This is a genomic window from Actinoallomurus oryzae, from assembly GCF_039541955.1.
In the GTDB taxonomy this organism is placed as follows: Bacteria; Actinomycetota; Actinomycetes; order Streptosporangiales; family Streptosporangiaceae; genus Actinoallomurus; species Actinoallomurus oryzae.
The window spans coordinates 31,660-45,674 of sequence record NZ_BAABHF010000019.1 but is presented as its reverse complement, the minus strand read 5'-3'; the positions used below and the strand labels follow the sequence as shown (position 1 = coordinate 45,674).

The window sequence follows — 14,015 nt, the reverse complement described above, 5'->3', positions numbered from 1 at the left end:
CGCATTCACGCCCTGCACTTCGGCGGATGTTCCCGGAAAGCGCAGAGTCGTGTGTCCGGTCGTCGCCGGTATCTCGGGTAACCCCACCCAAGGTTTCGCCGTGCTCGGAATTGTCGCCGGAGCAAGACGGTGCCGTGGACCGCGAAGAAGAAGTTCCAGGCGCGGAAGAAGATGCTCTGTCCGATGCCGGGCATCAGCGTCGTCTGACACTCGACGGCGCCCGGGGCCGCGACCTGCGGTCCCGGGTCCTCTGGCGCGGCCCACCCGCATCCCGACGCGGACGGACCGTCAGGCGCGGCACGCCTCCGCGAACTCTGCGGCCGGTGCGCCGTCGCCGAGCGAGAGCACGGCGTTCAGCACGCGGTCCGCGGTCGCATCGGTGGCGACCCCGCCGATCGTCTCCCGGAACTTGGCGACGATCTCAGCGTTGCTCAGCGGCCGTTCGTCATGTCCGCGGTTGATCTGCTCACGGTGTCGAAGCACGCGGCCGTCGGCCAGTTCTATCTCGACGGCGCCGGAGTAGGCGGCCGGAAACGCACTGTCCGAATCCTCCGATACCTCGACCTTCTCGGCCAGGGCCAGGATGTCGGCGTCGCGAAGGGCGTCGTCCTCGAGCTCGGCGAGCGTGAACCGGCCACGGGTCAGTGCCGCGGCGACGACATACGGCAGGCTGAACTTGGCGTCGTACTCGTCCCGCGGCGCACGCTTCGCCGCCATCGGCTCGCAGACGACCTTGCCCGGCACCGGGTGGATCGCACACCGGATCCGGGCGATCTTCGTTGCGCCGATCTCGGAGCGTACGGCGAGCGCCGCGTCGGCGAACGCGTGGATGAAGTGGCAGATGGGATACGGCTTGACCGCCGTGCGGACCAGCTCCCAGGTGTCACCGAGCCCCGCTCCCACTGCCTCGGGACGGACCTCGTGCCCGGCGAGATGGGTGTTGTACAGCCCGAAGCGACCCTCGTAGACCGCGGCCGGGCCGGTCCACCCGGCTGCGGCGAAGCTCGCCGCGGTGAGGCCGGACATCGCCGCCCAGCCCGGGTGCAGGCGCTTGGTCCAGGCCCCATCGGCCAGGAACTCGAGCAGCCCGGCGCTCATCGATCCGACCACTCCCTGCGCCGCGGCGAACCCGTCGGCGTCGAGCCCGGCGATCTTCCCGGCGGCCACTGCGGCGCCGAAGGCACCGGCCACGGCCGTCGGATGGAAGCCGACATCGTGGAACCCGCCCGCGCCGCCGAGCCCGACCCGCGCCGAGACCTCGACGCCGAGGATGTACGCCAAGAGCAGGTCCGCGCCGGTGGCGCGCCGGCTCACCGCGGCGGACAGGGCCGCCGGTAGAGCGGCCGCGGACACGTGCGTTACGGCGGGGATGTGGGTGTCGTCGAAGTCCATGCCGTGGATGAGCACGCCGTTCAGCACCGCGGCGTCCCGGGCGGAGAGCCGGTCCCGCATGCCGAGCACGGGGTGGTCACCGCCGCCGAACGCCGCCAGGGCCTCGAGCGCGACGGCCGGGAACCGGTAGGCGGTCGAGGCGAATGCCAGCCCCACGGCGTCGAGGACGAGGTGGCGCGCACGCTCCCGTACGGCCGCGGGCACGTCGGACAGGTCGACACCGGCGGCGAACTCGCCCACCTGCCGAGCGAGAGCGGTACGGGCAGAACTGATCGTCATCGGTAAGCCTCCTGGTCGAGGATGGACGGAAGGCCGGCTGCACGGGCGGGCCGGGACCGGCGGGAGGGGAAGCTCCGGGCTCGCCCGCCGATCCGGCACCGGCCCCGTCGGCGGTCGCCGAGGACACCGTCCAGGTCACCGGGCCGGAACATCACCGGATGGTCGCCTTACCGGCGAGTAGCGACTTCGCCACGACGCCACGGAGGACGTCGTTCGTGCCCTCGCCGATGGACATCAGCGGCGCGTCCCGGTAGAGCCGCTCGACCTCGAACTCGGTCGAGTAGCCGTAACCACCGTGGATCCGCATCGCATCGGTCGCGCAGGCGAGCGCCTGCTCCGAAGCGAAGATCTTCGCCATGCCGGACTCCGTGTCCATCCGGACGCCGTCATCCATCCGGGAGGCCGCCCAGTACGTCATCAGCCGCGCGGCCTGCAGGCGCACGGCGATCTCCGCCAGCCGCTGCTGCACGGCCTGGAAGTCCCCGATGGCCCGGCCGAACGCGGTGCGCTTGCGGGCGTAACCCAGCGCCTCGTCGTACGCCCGCTGGGCGATGCCCACGCTGCGGGCGGCGATGTTGATCCGGCCGGTCTCCAGTGAGGACAGCGCCTGCTGCATCCCACGCCCCTCGACGCCGCCGAGCAGCTGTGCGGCCGGCACCCGGACGTCGACCAGCACGACCTCGCAGGACTCGGGGCCCTTGTAGCCGAGCTTGCCGATGTCCCGGGCGACCTCCAGCCCGGGCGTCCCGGCCTCGACGAGCAGAATGCTCATCCCCTTGTGCGCGGGCGTGGCCGTGGGGTCGGTCTTCACCAGGACCGGCAACGGGTCGGCGTGCCTGGCATTGGTGATCCACATCTTGGTCCCGTTGATGACGTACTCGTCGCCCTCGCGGCGCGCGGTGGCCCGGATCCCCTGCAGGTCCGTGCCCGCGCCCGGCTCGGTCAGCGCGATTCCGGTGCGCCGTTCTCCGGTGGCCAGTTCCGGCAGGTACTTGGCCTTCTGCTCCTCGGTGCCGTGCTTGGCGAGCATGAAACACGAGACGGAATGGCTGCCCAGGATGCCGGCGACGCCCATCCAGCCCCGCGAGATCTCCTCAAAGGTCAGCGCGAACGACACCGTGTCCGCGGCGATCCCGCCGTACTCCTCCGGTACGGCCAGCCCGAACAGACCGAGTTGCTTCATGCCCTCGACGATCTCCGTGGGATACCGCCCGGAGTGTTCCCAGTCGCGCGCGACCGGCACGATCTCCCTGTCGACGAAGTCCCGGAGCGTGTCCCGGAAGAGTCGCTGTCCATCGTTCAGCCGGAAGTCCACGTCAGCCCCTTCCCAGCACGCCGGCCTCACGCAGCGCGGCGATCTTGTCGTTGTCGTAGCCCAACTCGCGCAGCACGCGGTCGGTATCGGCCCCCATCGGCGGTGCGCCCCGGGTCGGCTCCCGGTCCGCTCCCGGCGGGCCCACCCGGACCGCGCTCCGCAGGCTGCGCACCGTCCCGAACGCCGGATGGGGCGTCTCGGCGATCAGCTCCCGCTCGAGCGTGTGCGGGTCGGTCATGGCGTCCGCGACGTCCTTGATCGGGGCGCACGGAATCGACGCCGCGTACAACGGCGCCAGCCAGTCCGCGACCGTCCGCGTGCGGAAGATCTCCTCCAGCAGCCGCAGAAGCGTGTCCCGATTCCGGTTGCGGTCGGCGAAGGTGGCGTAGCGCGGGTCGGCGGCCAGGTCCGGGCGGCCGATCACCTCGGTGAGCCGGTGCCAGAACTTCTCCTTGGCGCACCCCACGACCAGCCACCCGTCGGCCGCCTCGAACGCCTGGAACGGAACCAGCGACGGGTGCGCGGAGTGCCGGGTCCTGGTGGGCTCGTACCCGGCCGTCAGATGCCAGGTGCCCGGGTAGGTCAGGAGGCTGATCGCGGTGTCGTAGAGCGACAGGTCGCAGTCCGTCCCGGCACCGTCGCGGCGGGCCGCGTGGATCGCGGCCAGCAGAGCGATCGCGGCGACGTACCCACCGCAGTAGTCCACCAGCGAGAGCCCCGTTTTCTGCGGTGCCCCGCCGGGCTCCCCGGTCAGCGACATCCACCCGCCGAGCGCCTGCAGGACGTAGTCGTACCCGGGCTCCGCCGACCTCGGTCCGGTCATCCCGAACCCCGTCAGCGAACAGCAGACGATCCTCGGGTTGACCTCCTTCAGATCGGCGTAGCGGATCCCGAGCTTCTCGGGGACGTCTCCGCGCAGGTTGGAGTACACGGCGTCGGAGGTCCGGACCAGGTCCTCGAACACTTCCCGGCCTTCGGGCGTGCGGATGTCCAGGGTGATCGAGGACTTGTCCCGGTTGAAGGACTGGAAGAACAGCGAGTCGCCGTCCTCGTCGTAGGGCGGCACCGTCCGCCCGACGTCGCCGCCCACCGACGGGTCCTCCACCTTGATGACCTCCGCGCCGAGTTCGGCCAGGTGCATCGAACCGAACGGGCCGGCTCCGTACTGCTCAAGGGAGACGATCCGCAGGTCCTCGAGCGGCCTCACGAGTTCTCCAGCGTCAGCGGCTCGGCGGCTTGCGGGAACAGCGACCTCGCACGGTCGGCGTCGCGTTTGTGCACGTAGAAGGTGCGTTTGAAGGACAGCACTTCCACCGCGTCCTGGTTGAGCGTCCGAGTCCTGATCGAGACGATCCCGGCGTGCGGCCGCGAACCGGACTCCCGCTTGGACAGCACGATCGACTCCGACCAGATCGTGTCGCCGGCGAATACCGGGGCCGTCAGCTTCAGCTCGTCGAGACCGAGATTCGCGAAGGCGTTCTGGGTCGTGTCGGTGACCGACTGGCCGATCGCGATGGCGATGGTCAGCGATGAGACGACCAGCATCCGGCCGAACTCCGAGGACTGCCCCACCTGCGCGTTGAAGTGCGCCTGGTTGGTGTTCATCGTCAGGAGCGTGAACCAGGAGTTGTCCGTCTCGGTGACCGTGCGGCCCAGCGGATGCTGGTACACGTCTCCGATCTCGAAGTCCTCATAGAACCGTCCCTGCCAGCCGGCTTTCACCGCCACGCCGTTCACTCCCTCTGCGTTGGATTCGATGCCGAACATCGGCTGATCGGTGGTCATTCGCGCTCGATCTCCTCGAGACGCCGGTTGGTGGTCCGCTCGCCGAACAGCGCCATCACCAGGCCCATGAGCAGCGCGGCGATCGCCAGGTAGGTGTAGACCGCGGTCTGGCCCATCCCCGAGTACAGCCCGGCGACCAGGAATCCGCCGAGCACGCCCGCCAGGCGGCCCGATCCGTTCGCGATCCCGGAGCCGAGGCCGCGCAGGTGCAGCGGAAACACCTCGGCGATGTAGGTGTAGAGCGTCGCGACGCCGGTCTGCATCAGCATGGCCGCGCCGAAACCGCAGACGATGATCGCCACTGGGCTGTGGACGAGCCCGAACAGCAGCAGGAGCACCAGGACGACGATCTGGAACCCGAAGATCACTGTCTTGCGCTCGAACCGGTCGATGACCGGCAGCGCGAGAAGTGCGCCCGGCACGGCGGCGATGGCGAGGATCGAGGAGAACGTGAGGCTCTGCGCCGTGGTGTAGCCCCGCTCGACCAGCAGGGTCGGCACCCACGAGCTGAACCCGTAGAAGGACAGAATCAGGAACACACACGCCAAGGCGGCGACAACCGTCTTGCGACGGGTGGTGCCATGCAGGAGTTCGGTCAACCGCCCGGGAACGACCGGCTGGTCGATCACCGGCGTCGGCAGCGGCTGCCCGGTACGCGCTTCGGCCTGCGCCTCCATGATCGCGACCAGTTCCGCCTCCCGACGGTCATCGGTGCGGCCGTGCGCCGCGCGCCAGCGCACTGACTCGGGCAGGACGCGCAGCGCGAGCACGCCGCCGATCGCGCCCAGCGCGCCGACCGCGAAGATCCACCGCCATGCCCCGTGGCCCAGGGGGACGACGAGCCGAGCCACCCACGCCGCGATCGGCACGCCGGCGAGCCCGATGGCGAGCAGCAGCGCCTGATAACGGCCGCGCAGCGACCGCGGAAACATCTCGCTGACCCAGACCAGCAGCACGCCGGTCATCGCCTGCAGCCCGAATCCGGTGAGCACGCGCAGCACCCCGAGCATCAGCGGGCCGGTCGAGAACGCGCTGAGCATCGAGAACAGCGAGTAGAAGAACACGGCGCCGATGAGCAGGGGGCGCCGGCCGAGGCGGTCCGACAGCCGGCCGCCGACGATCGCACCGAGGAACATCCCGACGAAGCCCGCCGACGTGATCGCTCCCACGCCGCCGATCGACAGCTTCCACTCGCTGCGCAGCGCCGGGGCGGCGTAGGCGAACGAGTTGAGGTCGACGAGGTCGAAGATGAACAGGTAGCCGAGCAGCCATACCCAGCGGCGGTGCATCGGCGTGGCGATCGGGATCCGATCGAGCCGGGCGGCGAGGTCGGTGCTCGCAGTGCTCGCCGGGTCCGGGACGGCCGGGGAGCCGGCCGGATCGGTGCCGATGTCGGTGCCGGTTTCGATGTCGATGTCGGTGTCGGTCGGTCGAGACGGGCCTGTCGTCATGGCGTCCTCCCTCGGCGCGCTCCGGTGCGCGCTCGGCGGGCCCACCCGCACCGGGCGGGGTGACCGGAGTGTTCGCGATTGGGACACGGTAAATGTCAGACGTTTCTCTCGGCAAGGCCTTGAGCGGGTGGGCTTCGATCGGGGCCGGGCCGCCTAGGCCGTCGCGGCGGCGCGAAGGAGCACCGCGCGCGCCCGGTTCACCACCGGCCCGTCGACGAGCTTCCCGTCGACGACGGCGACCCCGCCCGCGGCGGCCGCCTCGACCACCGACCGAGCCCACCTGACCTGCTCCGGCGTCGGCGAGAGCGCGGCCGCGACCGGTCCCACCTGCGCCGGGTGGATGCACAACTTGGCGGTGAAGCCCAGGGACAGGCCGTGGGCGCAGTCGGCGAGCAGGGCCGCCTCGTCCCGCACCGCCGTCGTCACTCCGTCGATCGGCGCACCCGCTCCGGCCGCCCGGGCACCGAGCACGAGGGCCGAGCGCGCGTGGCGCAGCGCGCCGCGGTCGTCCGGGTCGATCCCGAGGTCGGCCGCCAGATCGACGCTGCCGAACGCGGGCCGCACGACCCCGGGCACGCCGCAGACCTCGACGGCGCGATGCATGCCGAGTGCGGTCTCGATCAGTGGTACGACGTGGGCGGACGGCCCCAGCGCGGACACGAGCGCGGTCACCTCGGCCGGGTCCTGCGCCTTCGGCAGCATCGCCGGAGCGGGAGTCCCGCCGGAGGCCTGAGCGACGGCGGCCACCGCGCGGACGTCGGCGGCGTACCACTCGGTCCCGGGCGGATTGATCCGCACCATCGCGCGTCGCCCGGAGGAGGCCAGCCATTCGCACACGGCCTCCCGGGCGGCCGGCTTGGCCGTGGGTGCGACGGCGTCCTCCAGGTCGAGGACGACGAGGTCGGCTCCGGACGCCGCGGCCTTGGCGAAGCGGTCCGGGCGGTCACCGGGAACGAACAGCAGGGTGCGCGCGGCGAGCACTGCGGTCCGCGCGTCGAGCGGGGTTGGATTCATACGTCCGACTTTTATACATCTGGCCGCGCTGGTCCATCCGTACCGCCGGTAGGATGCATGCAACCGAAGGGGAGCGTGATCACATGGCCCCGACCCCGGACCAACGAGGCGCCGCCGCGCTTCCGGCGACCGGGCCCGGCGGCGACCGCGGCACGACGGACGACGACGGCACGACGGACGACGACGGCGCGTACCACCGCGACGTCGCCGGTGCCGGCACCGGCGCCCGAACGCGCCGCCACGGGACGCCGACCGCGCATCTGCGCGTCCAGAAGGTCCGGCCGGCCTATCGGCAGGTGGCTGACGAGCTCCGCTCGCAGATCATGCGGGGCATCCTCGAACCCGGCGTACGCCTTCCCGCGGAGGCCGAGCTGACCAGGATGTTCGGAGTCAGCCGGTCAACGGTCCGGGAGGCGCTGCGAGCGTTGACCAGCCAGCACCTGGTCGAGACGAGGCGAGGAGTCCAGGGCGGCTCGTTCGTCGCCGCGCCGGACCCGGCCAAGCTGGTCGAGGACGTCGGCGGCGCACTCGGCGTGCTGGTGGCGACCCCGCGACTGGGCATCGGAGACCTCCTCGAGGCCCGCCTCCTGCTCGAACCCGCCGCCGCCCGGCTGGCCGCCCAACGGGCCGACGAGGAGACCATCGAGGCGTTGCGAGCCGCGGCCACGGCCCCCCGGGACTCCAGCGATCCGAGTGGCTTCGTCTCCCACATGGACTTCCACACTCTGATCCTCATGGCCACCGGCAACCTGATGTTCACGATGATGGGTCAGCCGGTCAGCGACGTGCTGCGCACCCGGCTCGATCGCGCCGCCGTCGCCCAGGAGGAGTGGGACGGGGTCGATGCCTGCCACGCCACCATCGCCGAGCACATCAACCGTGGTGAGGCCGCCGAAGCCGAGGAGGCCATGCGCAACCACCTGCTCGACCTGCGGGAGCTCTACGGACACCCGGGCACCTGGCGCGGCGGGCCCGGCGCCTGAGGAGGAGACCCACCGAGGCGTTCGGCGTCGGCCCTCACCCCCGCGCGGGGCCGTACGGTCAGAACAGGCTCAGCGGTTCGACCGGCGCGGGTTCGGGCAGCGGCTCGAGCTCCGGCACGCGTGCGCGTACCTCGTCGTGGAAGCGCCGGGCGAGCGCGGGCGCGTCGGCGTTGTCGGGGGTGTGCACGAACACCGTGGGGGAGCGGCCCTCGCGCAGCCAGCCGGCGACCGTGCCGACCCACTCCTGCCAGCCCTCGACCGTACGCTCGGTGGCGTCGCGGCCGAGGTAGCGGACGATCGGGCGGTCGGTGAGCGCGGCCATCCTGCGGGGCACGCGCGGCTTCTTCAGCCACGCGTCCCGCTCGGCGTCGCTGGACGGCGGGCTCTGGAACAGCGTGACGGTGTCTAACGGCACCCACTCGGCGCCGGGGCCGGCCAGCACCCGCTCCAGGAGCCGGGCCGCCCGCGCGTCCTCGAAGAACGCCGGGTGGCGGACCTCGACCGCGGTGCGGTACGTCCGGGGGAGCCGCCGCAGGAAACCGGCCAGCACACCGGCGTCACCCGGCGCGAACGACCGGGGGAGCTGCACCCACAGGGCGTGGACCCGCGGCCCGAGCGGCTCGACCGCGGTCAGGAAGGCCCGCAAATCCTCCTCGACGTCCCCGAGGCGGCGCTCGTGCGTGATCGCCTTGGGCAGCTTGACCACGAAGCGGAAGCCGGGGTCGGTCTGCTCCGCCCAGGTCCGTACGGTCTCCCGCGACGGCGTCGCGTAGAACGTCGTGTTGCCCTCCACCGCGTTGCACCAGGTCGCGTACGACCGCAGCCGTTCCCGCGAGGAGGCGGGCACGAACCGGCCCTGCCACGACGCGTGCGTCCACATCGCGCATCCCACATGAAGCCGCATGAGAACGACGCTAGCGCCTGTCACACGGAGCCGAGCGCGTCGATGACGCTCAGCAGGTGGCGGCGGGCGGCGCGTTCGGCGGCCTCCGGGGCGCGGGCGCAGACCTCGTCGATGATGGCCAGGTGCTCGGCCAGGGAGACGTGCGGCCGTCCGGGGATGAGGGAGAGCCGGAACTGGTGGCGGACGTTCTGCGCGCGGAGCCGCTCCAGCACCCCGGCCGCGGTCGACTGGCCGCTGATCTGCCGGATCCGCCCGTGGAGCGTCTGGTTGAGCTCGGAGTAGCGCGTGATCTGGCCCTCCGACACGGCCGCGCGCATCGCGGCGCCGAGCGCGCGGAGCTCGGCGATCTGCTCGTCGGTGATGCGCTCGGCGGCCTTGGCCGCGCACAGGCCCTCGACCGCCATGCGGACCTCGCAGATCTCGATGGCCTCGTCGAGCGTGACGGCGCGGACGCGCGCGCCGCGGTTCTGGACACGCTCGACGATGCCCTCGTTGGCCAGGTCGAACAGCGCCGCGCGCACGCTTCCGCGGCTCGCGCCGAACCGCGCGGACAGGTCCGCCTCGACGAGGCGCTGCCCCGGCGCGAACTCGCCGGCGAGGATCGCCTCACGGATCGCCGCCGACACGCCGTCGCTCCCGGCCCCGCTCGTGCCAGGAGCCGGGCCGGCGGGCGGGCGCGGTGCCGCGGTCACTGGTCCGGCGCCGGCTCTCCGGCGAGCTGGTCGAGCCAGGCGCGGCTCGCGTCGCTGATCCGCGCGGGCACGTCCAGCTCGCCGAGCAGCTGTGACGCGGCGCGCATCTCCTCGGCACGGCGCACCGCGTGCCGGTAGCTGCCGGTCTCCAGCCGTCCGGCGAACTTCTCGTCGGCGGAGGCGAGCTCCTCGGCGATGTGCTGCCGCATCCAGTCCTCGAGCCCGGCCTGGCGGGCGGCGTGCAGCGCCTCGACCGCCGCCGCGGCCATGCCCTTGAAGAACACGCTGCGCAGCAGCTTGCGGGTGGCCGCCTCCCCGGCGGGTCCGTCGAGCGTCGTGACCCGCGCGCCGACGGGGCCGAGCAGGCCGGCGTACGCGCGCGCGGCCGGGCCGGACACCAGCATGGGCGTGAACAGGCCCTTGCCCGGCACGGGCGCCATGAGCGACACGTCGGCGAACGCGACGCCGGCCTCGGCGGCCAGCTCCCCGAGCCGGCGCTTGAGCGCGGGTGCGGCGGTGTTCAGGTCCGCCCACACGGCGCCCTCACCCACACCGGCCAGGCCCGCTCGCAGCGCGTCCTCGGCGGCCTTCGCGCTGTTCACACTGAGGATCAGGTCGGCGCCGCGAGCGGCGTCGGCCTCGTCCGAACACGAGATGAGGCCGTCCGACGGCCGCGGCAGCGGGTCGTAGGCGCGCACGCGGACGCCCGCGGCGGCCAGGTCCTGGGAGATCGCGCCGCCCGCCTCGCCGAGGCCCAGTACGGCGACGCACCCCGCGGCCGTCATCGGGCCTCCTCGCCCGCGACCCGGCGGCTGTTGGCGACCGCCATGACCTGGATCTCCTTCTCGGAGAACCCGTCTTCCAGCAGTGTGTCGGCCATGATCGCCAGGCCGTCCTCGACCGGCGGGTTGAACGGCTGTCCCAGGTCGCTGGAGAGCACCGAGTGCTCCGGCCCGACGGCCCGGATGTTGTCCAGCAGCCGCCGCCAGGTGACCTTGCCGGTGTGCGCGGTGGTGAAGCACCGTTCGAGGAGCGCACCGCGCTCGGCGAGCCGGCGCTGCACGTCCACGGGGAGACGCTGTGAGGTGAACTCCGGGTGCGTCACGACGACACGGCGTACGCCCGCGTCGAAGGCCGCTTCGGCGACGGCGACGATCTCCGCCGCGTTGAGATGCCCGGTGGCGAGGGTCATGCCGTGCTTGGCGACGACGGTGAGCACATCGCGTACGGCCTCGGTGACCGTGCCGTCGGCGCCGACCACGTCGACGGCCGGCGGCTCGATGCCGGCGGACCGCAGGTCGTCCTGGAGAGCGGCCCACATCGGCGGCTTGGCGCCCGCCGGGTCCTGCGCCCGGCTGTCCCGCTGGTTGCGGCTGTCGACGGTCGGCATCCACACGACACGTGTGTCCAGGCGGCCGGCGATCTCCACCGCCGAGGGGTTCAGGCCGCCCACCGAGCCGTTCAGCGTGATGGCGCCCAGGGCGCGGACCTCGGGCACCACCTTGCGGACGACCTGGGCCCGCTCCGCGGTGGGTACGTAGTGGGACTTGAGCACGAAGCCCGCCATCCCCACGTCGGCGAACCGCCGCGCGAGGTCGATGTCGTCGATCCGGCGCTCCATCACGTCCGGGGCGACGTGGATGTGCGTGTCGTACGCGCCTTCGACGAGGGCGCGTGCCCGCGGGGACGGGGGCGAAACGTTGGTCATGTTCGTCTCCGAATGTACAGCAATAATGTTGACAATCTAACTCCGCCAAGGACGGGCTCGCAATGCGAGTGCGGTGAAGACCCGGTCAGTATGGCGAGCGATTCAGCATTTGAAGCGGGGTGTTGAGGGGGAGTGCTCGCGACCGGCCCCTTGACAGTCGCGGTTTGTCGCCCCACGATTGGCCACACGATTGTCAACAATTGGAGCCCGCTTGCGGCCTCCGGCGGGCTCCGGACTTGGTGCTCCATGACCTCGACCCCGCCCGCGCCCGCCCCAGCCCCCGCCCCCGCCCCCGCTCCCGACACCGCCCAGCGCCGAGCCGCCGTGATCGGCGGGGCGTTCGGCTTCTTCGTCGACATGTTCGACGTCTACCTGCCGACCATCGCGCTCGCCCCCGCCCTGTCCTACTTCGTGCCGTCCTCCGTTCCGCCGGGGACCAAGGCGATCATCACCGCGGCCGTCTTCGTCTCCACGCTGATCGGCCGCCCGCTCGGCTCGCTCATCTTCGGCCGGCTCGCCGACCGCGTCGGCCGGCGGCGGGTGACGCTGCTGTCGGTCGCGGGCTGCGCGGTCACCACCGGGATCATCGCCGCCCTGCCCGGTCACGCGCAGATCGGACTGTGGGCCGTCGCCGCGATGATCCTGTTGCGGTTCGTCGACGGCGTCTTCCTCGGCGGCGAGTACACCGGCGCCATCCCGCTCGCCATGGAGATCGCCCCGAACGGGCGCCGTGGCCTGTACGGAAGCCTGGTCAGCATCGGATTCCCGCTGTCGTACTGCTCGATCTCGCTGCTCAGCTTCCTGATGTTGCACATCGCCCCGGCGGGCGGACCCCACTCGGCCTACGCCGTGTGGGGCTGGCGGGTCCCCTTCGCGGCCGGCGCGGTCCTCGGCGTGATCTTCCTCGTGTACTACTCACGTACGGTGCGCGAGTCGGCGGTCTGGCTCGCCTCCGCCCGGACGAAGCAGCGCGAGAACCCGCTCAAGACCGTCCTGTTCGGCTCCGCCCGGCGCAGCTTCTGGCAGGTGTTCGTTCTCATGGCCGGCGTCTGGTTCGCCTCCAACATGGCGTCCGGGCTGCTCCCCACGCTGCTCGGCTCCCAGACGACGCTGACCCCGACGCAGATCACCGGCACGCTGGTGCTCGCGCAGTTCGTGCACACCTTCTGCTTCCCGCTGATCGGCGCGCTGACGGACCGGATCGGGCGCCGCACGTTCTTCATCGCCTGCGGAGTGAGCGTCGGAGTCGTCTGCGCCGCCGCGTTCGCGTTCCTGGCCGAGGGGCCGTGGTCGGGCCTGCCGCTGGTCTTCGTCCTGACCCTGCTGGTGCGGCTCAGCGGCGCCAGCATGTTCGCGGTGACGCCGTCCTACATCTGCGAGCGGTTCCCGGCCGCGGTCCGCGGCAGCGGCTTCGGCATGGGCTACAGCCTTCCGCTGCTGGTGACGGCCGGTTACGCCTACTACCAGGACTGGTTGAAACACCTCATCCCCTACACGTACACGCCCGTCGTGCTGCTCGTCCTGGGCGGCGTCCTCATTCTGGCGGGCGCGCTGATCGGGCCCGAGACCCGGAACGTCGACTTCGACGCGAACGCCGAGCCGGCGGCCGCGCCGAGCGCCGTCTGAAACGCACACCGAGATGCAGGAGGATCCCATGACGACTAAAAAGCCGGCGCGCGGCGAGGCGTACATGCGTCTCTACCCCCAGGTCACCGGGAAGCCGTCATGAGGAAGGTGGTCGTCACCGACATCACGCGCACCGACCTGACGGTGGTCGACGACCTCGCCGGGTACGGGGTCGCGACCGTGCACGAGGCGCTGGGCCGGATCGGGTACCTGGGCACGGGCCTGCGCCCGATCCAGCGCGGCACACGCATCGCCGGGAACGCGGTCACCGCGCTGTGCGCGCCCGGCGACAACCTGATGATCCACGCGGCGGTCGAGCAGTGCACGGCCGGCGACATCCTCGTGGTCACGACGACCTCGCCGTGCACCGACGGGATGTTCGGCGAACTGCTCGCCACGTCACTGCGCTCCCGCGGCGTACGCGGGCTGGTCATCGAGGCGGGCGTCCGCGACGTCGCCGAACTGAACGCCATGGGCTTCCCCGTCTGGTCGGCCGCGGTGAGCGCCCAGGGCACGGTGAAGGCGACCGCCGGCGCGGTGAACGTGCCGGTCGTCGTGGGCGGCGGCCTCGTCCGCCCTGGAGACGTCATCCTCGCCGACGACGACGGCGTCCTGTGCGTCCCCCGCGCCGACGCCACCGAGGGCGTACGGAAGGCCCGGGCCCGGACCGAGAAGGAGGAGGCCACCCGCGCGGCCCTGGCCGCCGGCCAACTCGGCCTCGACCGCTACGACCTCCGCACCCTCCTGCGCGAGCAGGGCGTGGAGTACGTCACCGCCGCCGAGTACACCGAGGGCTGACGCGGAGCGACGGGAGGGCCGGTGCGCTCACGCCGCCGGCGCCGCCCGCACAGGCCGGCCGACCGCAT

General features: G+C 71.8%; 13 protein-coding genes. 3 read left to right on the top strand and 10 right to left on the bottom strand.

Annotation, left to right across the window (positions count from 1 at the left end; genetic code table 11):
* Positions 1–288: 288 nt before the first annotated feature.
* From ABEA10_RS14555 to ABEA10_RS14530, 6 genes are all read right to left on the bottom strand, one after another.
* On the bottom strand, positions 289–1,671 hold the full coding sequence (locus ABEA10_RS14555; protein ID WP_345463239.1) for an MmgE/PrpD family protein: 1,383 nt from the start codon (positions 1,669–1,671) through the stop codon (positions 289–291).
* A 151-nt stretch (positions 1,672–1,822) separates the two neighbouring features.
* Complete coding sequence (locus ABEA10_RS14550; RefSeq protein ID WP_345463236.1) at positions 1,823–2,986, bottom strand: acyl-CoA dehydrogenase family protein; 1,164 nt, start codon at positions 2,984–2,986, stop codon at positions 1,823–1,825.
* 1 nt (position 2,987) lies between these two features.
* A complete protein-coding gene (locus tag ABEA10_RS14545; RefSeq protein WP_345463233.1) occupies positions 2,988–4,193 on the bottom strand; it encodes a CaiB/BaiF CoA transferase family protein in 1,206 nt (401 codons plus the stop codon).
* On the bottom strand, positions 4,190–4,771 hold the full coding sequence (locus tag ABEA10_RS14540; protein WP_345463230.1) for a MaoC family dehydratase: 582 nt from the start codon (positions 4,769–4,771) through the stop codon (positions 4,190–4,192). Before ABEA10_RS14540 ends, ABEA10_RS14545 begins: the two co-directional genes overlap by 4 nt.
* Positions 4,768–6,222: an MFS transporter gene (locus tag ABEA10_RS14535; protein WP_345463227.1), complete on the bottom strand. Its 1,455-nt coding sequence runs from the start codon at positions 6,220–6,222 to the stop codon at positions 4,768–4,770. The genes ABEA10_RS14540 and ABEA10_RS14535 overlap by 4 nt, the downstream gene beginning before the upstream one ends.
* Positions 6,223–6,375: 153 nt before the next feature.
* The gene (locus ABEA10_RS14530) at positions 6,376–7,236 is read right to left on the bottom strand and encodes an HpcH/HpaI aldolase/citrate lyase family protein (protein ID WP_345463224.1); all 861 of its coding nucleotides are present in this window, start codon (positions 7,234–7,236) and stop codon (positions 6,376–6,378) included.
* Positions 7,237–7,319: 83 nt separating this feature from the next.
* Here ABEA10_RS14530 and ABEA10_RS14525 point away from each other — a divergent pair, with 83 nt between their 5' ends.
* Positions 7,320–8,219 carry a FadR/GntR family transcriptional regulator gene (locus ABEA10_RS14525; RefSeq protein ID WP_345463221.1) on the top strand — a complete coding sequence of 300 codons (900 nt, stop codon included), beginning with the start codon at positions 7,320–7,322 and terminating at the stop codon, positions 8,217–8,219.
* Positions 8,220–8,277: 58 nt separating this feature from the next.
* Here the strand turns inward: ABEA10_RS14525 and ABEA10_RS14520 are convergent, their stop codons facing one another.
* The 4 genes from ABEA10_RS14520 to ABEA10_RS14505 all read right to left on the bottom strand — a co-directional run bounded on the left by ABEA10_RS14520 (position 8,278) and on the right by ABEA10_RS14505 (position 11,523).
* On the bottom strand, positions 8,278–9,123 hold the full coding sequence (locus tag ABEA10_RS14520) for a DUF72 domain-containing protein (RefSeq protein WP_345463218.1): 846 nt from the start codon (positions 9,121–9,123) through the stop codon (positions 8,278–8,280).
* A gap of 20 nt (positions 9,124–9,143) precedes the next feature.
* The gene (locus ABEA10_RS14515) at positions 9,144–9,749 is read right to left on the bottom strand and encodes a GntR family transcriptional regulator (RefSeq protein WP_345463215.1); all 606 of its coding nucleotides are present in this window, start codon (positions 9,747–9,749) and stop codon (positions 9,144–9,146) included.
* 62 nt (positions 9,750–9,811) lie between these two features.
* Entirely contained in the window at positions 9,812–10,600 is a 789-nt protein-coding gene (locus ABEA10_RS14510) for an NAD(P)-dependent oxidoreductase (protein ID WP_345463213.1), read from the bottom strand.
* Positions 10,597–11,523: a DUF6282 family protein gene (locus ABEA10_RS14505; RefSeq protein WP_345463211.1), complete on the bottom strand. Its 927-nt coding sequence runs from the start codon at positions 11,521–11,523 to the stop codon at positions 10,597–10,599. The genes ABEA10_RS14510 and ABEA10_RS14505 overlap by 4 nt, the downstream gene beginning before the upstream one ends.
* A 246-nt stretch (positions 11,524–11,769) precedes the next feature.
* Here ABEA10_RS14505 and ABEA10_RS14500 point away from each other — a divergent pair, with 246 nt between their 5' ends.
* Together ABEA10_RS14500 and ABEA10_RS14495 are read left to right on the top strand one after the other, a co-directional pair.
* Positions 11,770–13,149 carry an MFS transporter gene (locus tag ABEA10_RS14500; RefSeq protein ID WP_345463209.1) on the top strand — a complete coding sequence of 460 codons (1,380 nt, stop codon included), beginning with the start codon at positions 11,770–11,772 and terminating at the stop codon, positions 13,147–13,149.
* Between the two features lie 99 nt (positions 13,150–13,248).
* Complete coding sequence (locus tag ABEA10_RS14495) at positions 13,249–13,947, top strand: 4-carboxy-4-hydroxy-2-oxoadipate aldolase/oxaloacetate decarboxylase (protein ID WP_345463206.1); 699 nt, start codon at positions 13,249–13,251, stop codon at positions 13,945–13,947.
* The last annotated feature ends 68 nt before the right edge of the window (positions 13,948–14,015 follow it).

Excerpts from the sequence above, each read along its gene's own strand:
- ABEA10_RS14555 (WP_345463239.1), bottom strand. The coding sequence starts at position 1,671 with ATGACGATCAGTTCTGCCCGTACCGCTCTCGCTCGGCAGGTGGGCGAG.
- ABEA10_RS14540 (WP_345463230.1), bottom strand. The coding sequence starts at position 4,771 with ATGACCACCGATCAGCCGATGTTCGGCATCGAATCCAACGCAGAGGGA.
- ABEA10_RS14535 (WP_345463227.1), bottom strand. The coding sequence starts at position 6,222 with ATGACGACAGGCCCGTCTCGACCGACCGACACCGACATCGACATCGAA.
- ABEA10_RS14530 (WP_345463224.1), bottom strand. The coding sequence starts at position 7,236 with ATGAATCCAACCCCGCTCGACGCGCGGACCGCAGTGCTCGCCGCGCGC.
- ABEA10_RS14525 (WP_345463221.1), top strand. The coding sequence starts at position 7,320 with ATGGCCCCGACCCCGGACCAACGAGGCGCCGCCGCGCTTCCGGCGACC.
- ABEA10_RS14520 (WP_345463218.1), bottom strand. The coding sequence starts at position 9,123 with ATGCGGCTTCATGTGGGATGCGCGATGTGGACGCACGCGTCGTGGCAG.
- ABEA10_RS14510 (WP_345463213.1), bottom strand. The coding sequence starts at position 10,600 with ATGACGGCCGCGGGGTGCGTCGCCGTACTGGGCCTCGGCGAGGCGGGC.
- ABEA10_RS14505 (WP_345463211.1), bottom strand. The coding sequence starts at position 11,523 with ATGACCAACGTTTCGCCCCCGTCCCCGCGGGCACGCGCCCTCGTCGAA.
- ABEA10_RS14500 (WP_345463209.1), top strand. The coding sequence starts at position 11,770 with ATGACCTCGACCCCGCCCGCGCCCGCCCCAGCCCCCGCCCCCGCCCCC.
- ABEA10_RS14495 (WP_345463206.1), top strand. The coding sequence starts at position 13,249 with ATGAGGAAGGTGGTCGTCACCGACATCACGCGCACCGACCTGACGGTG.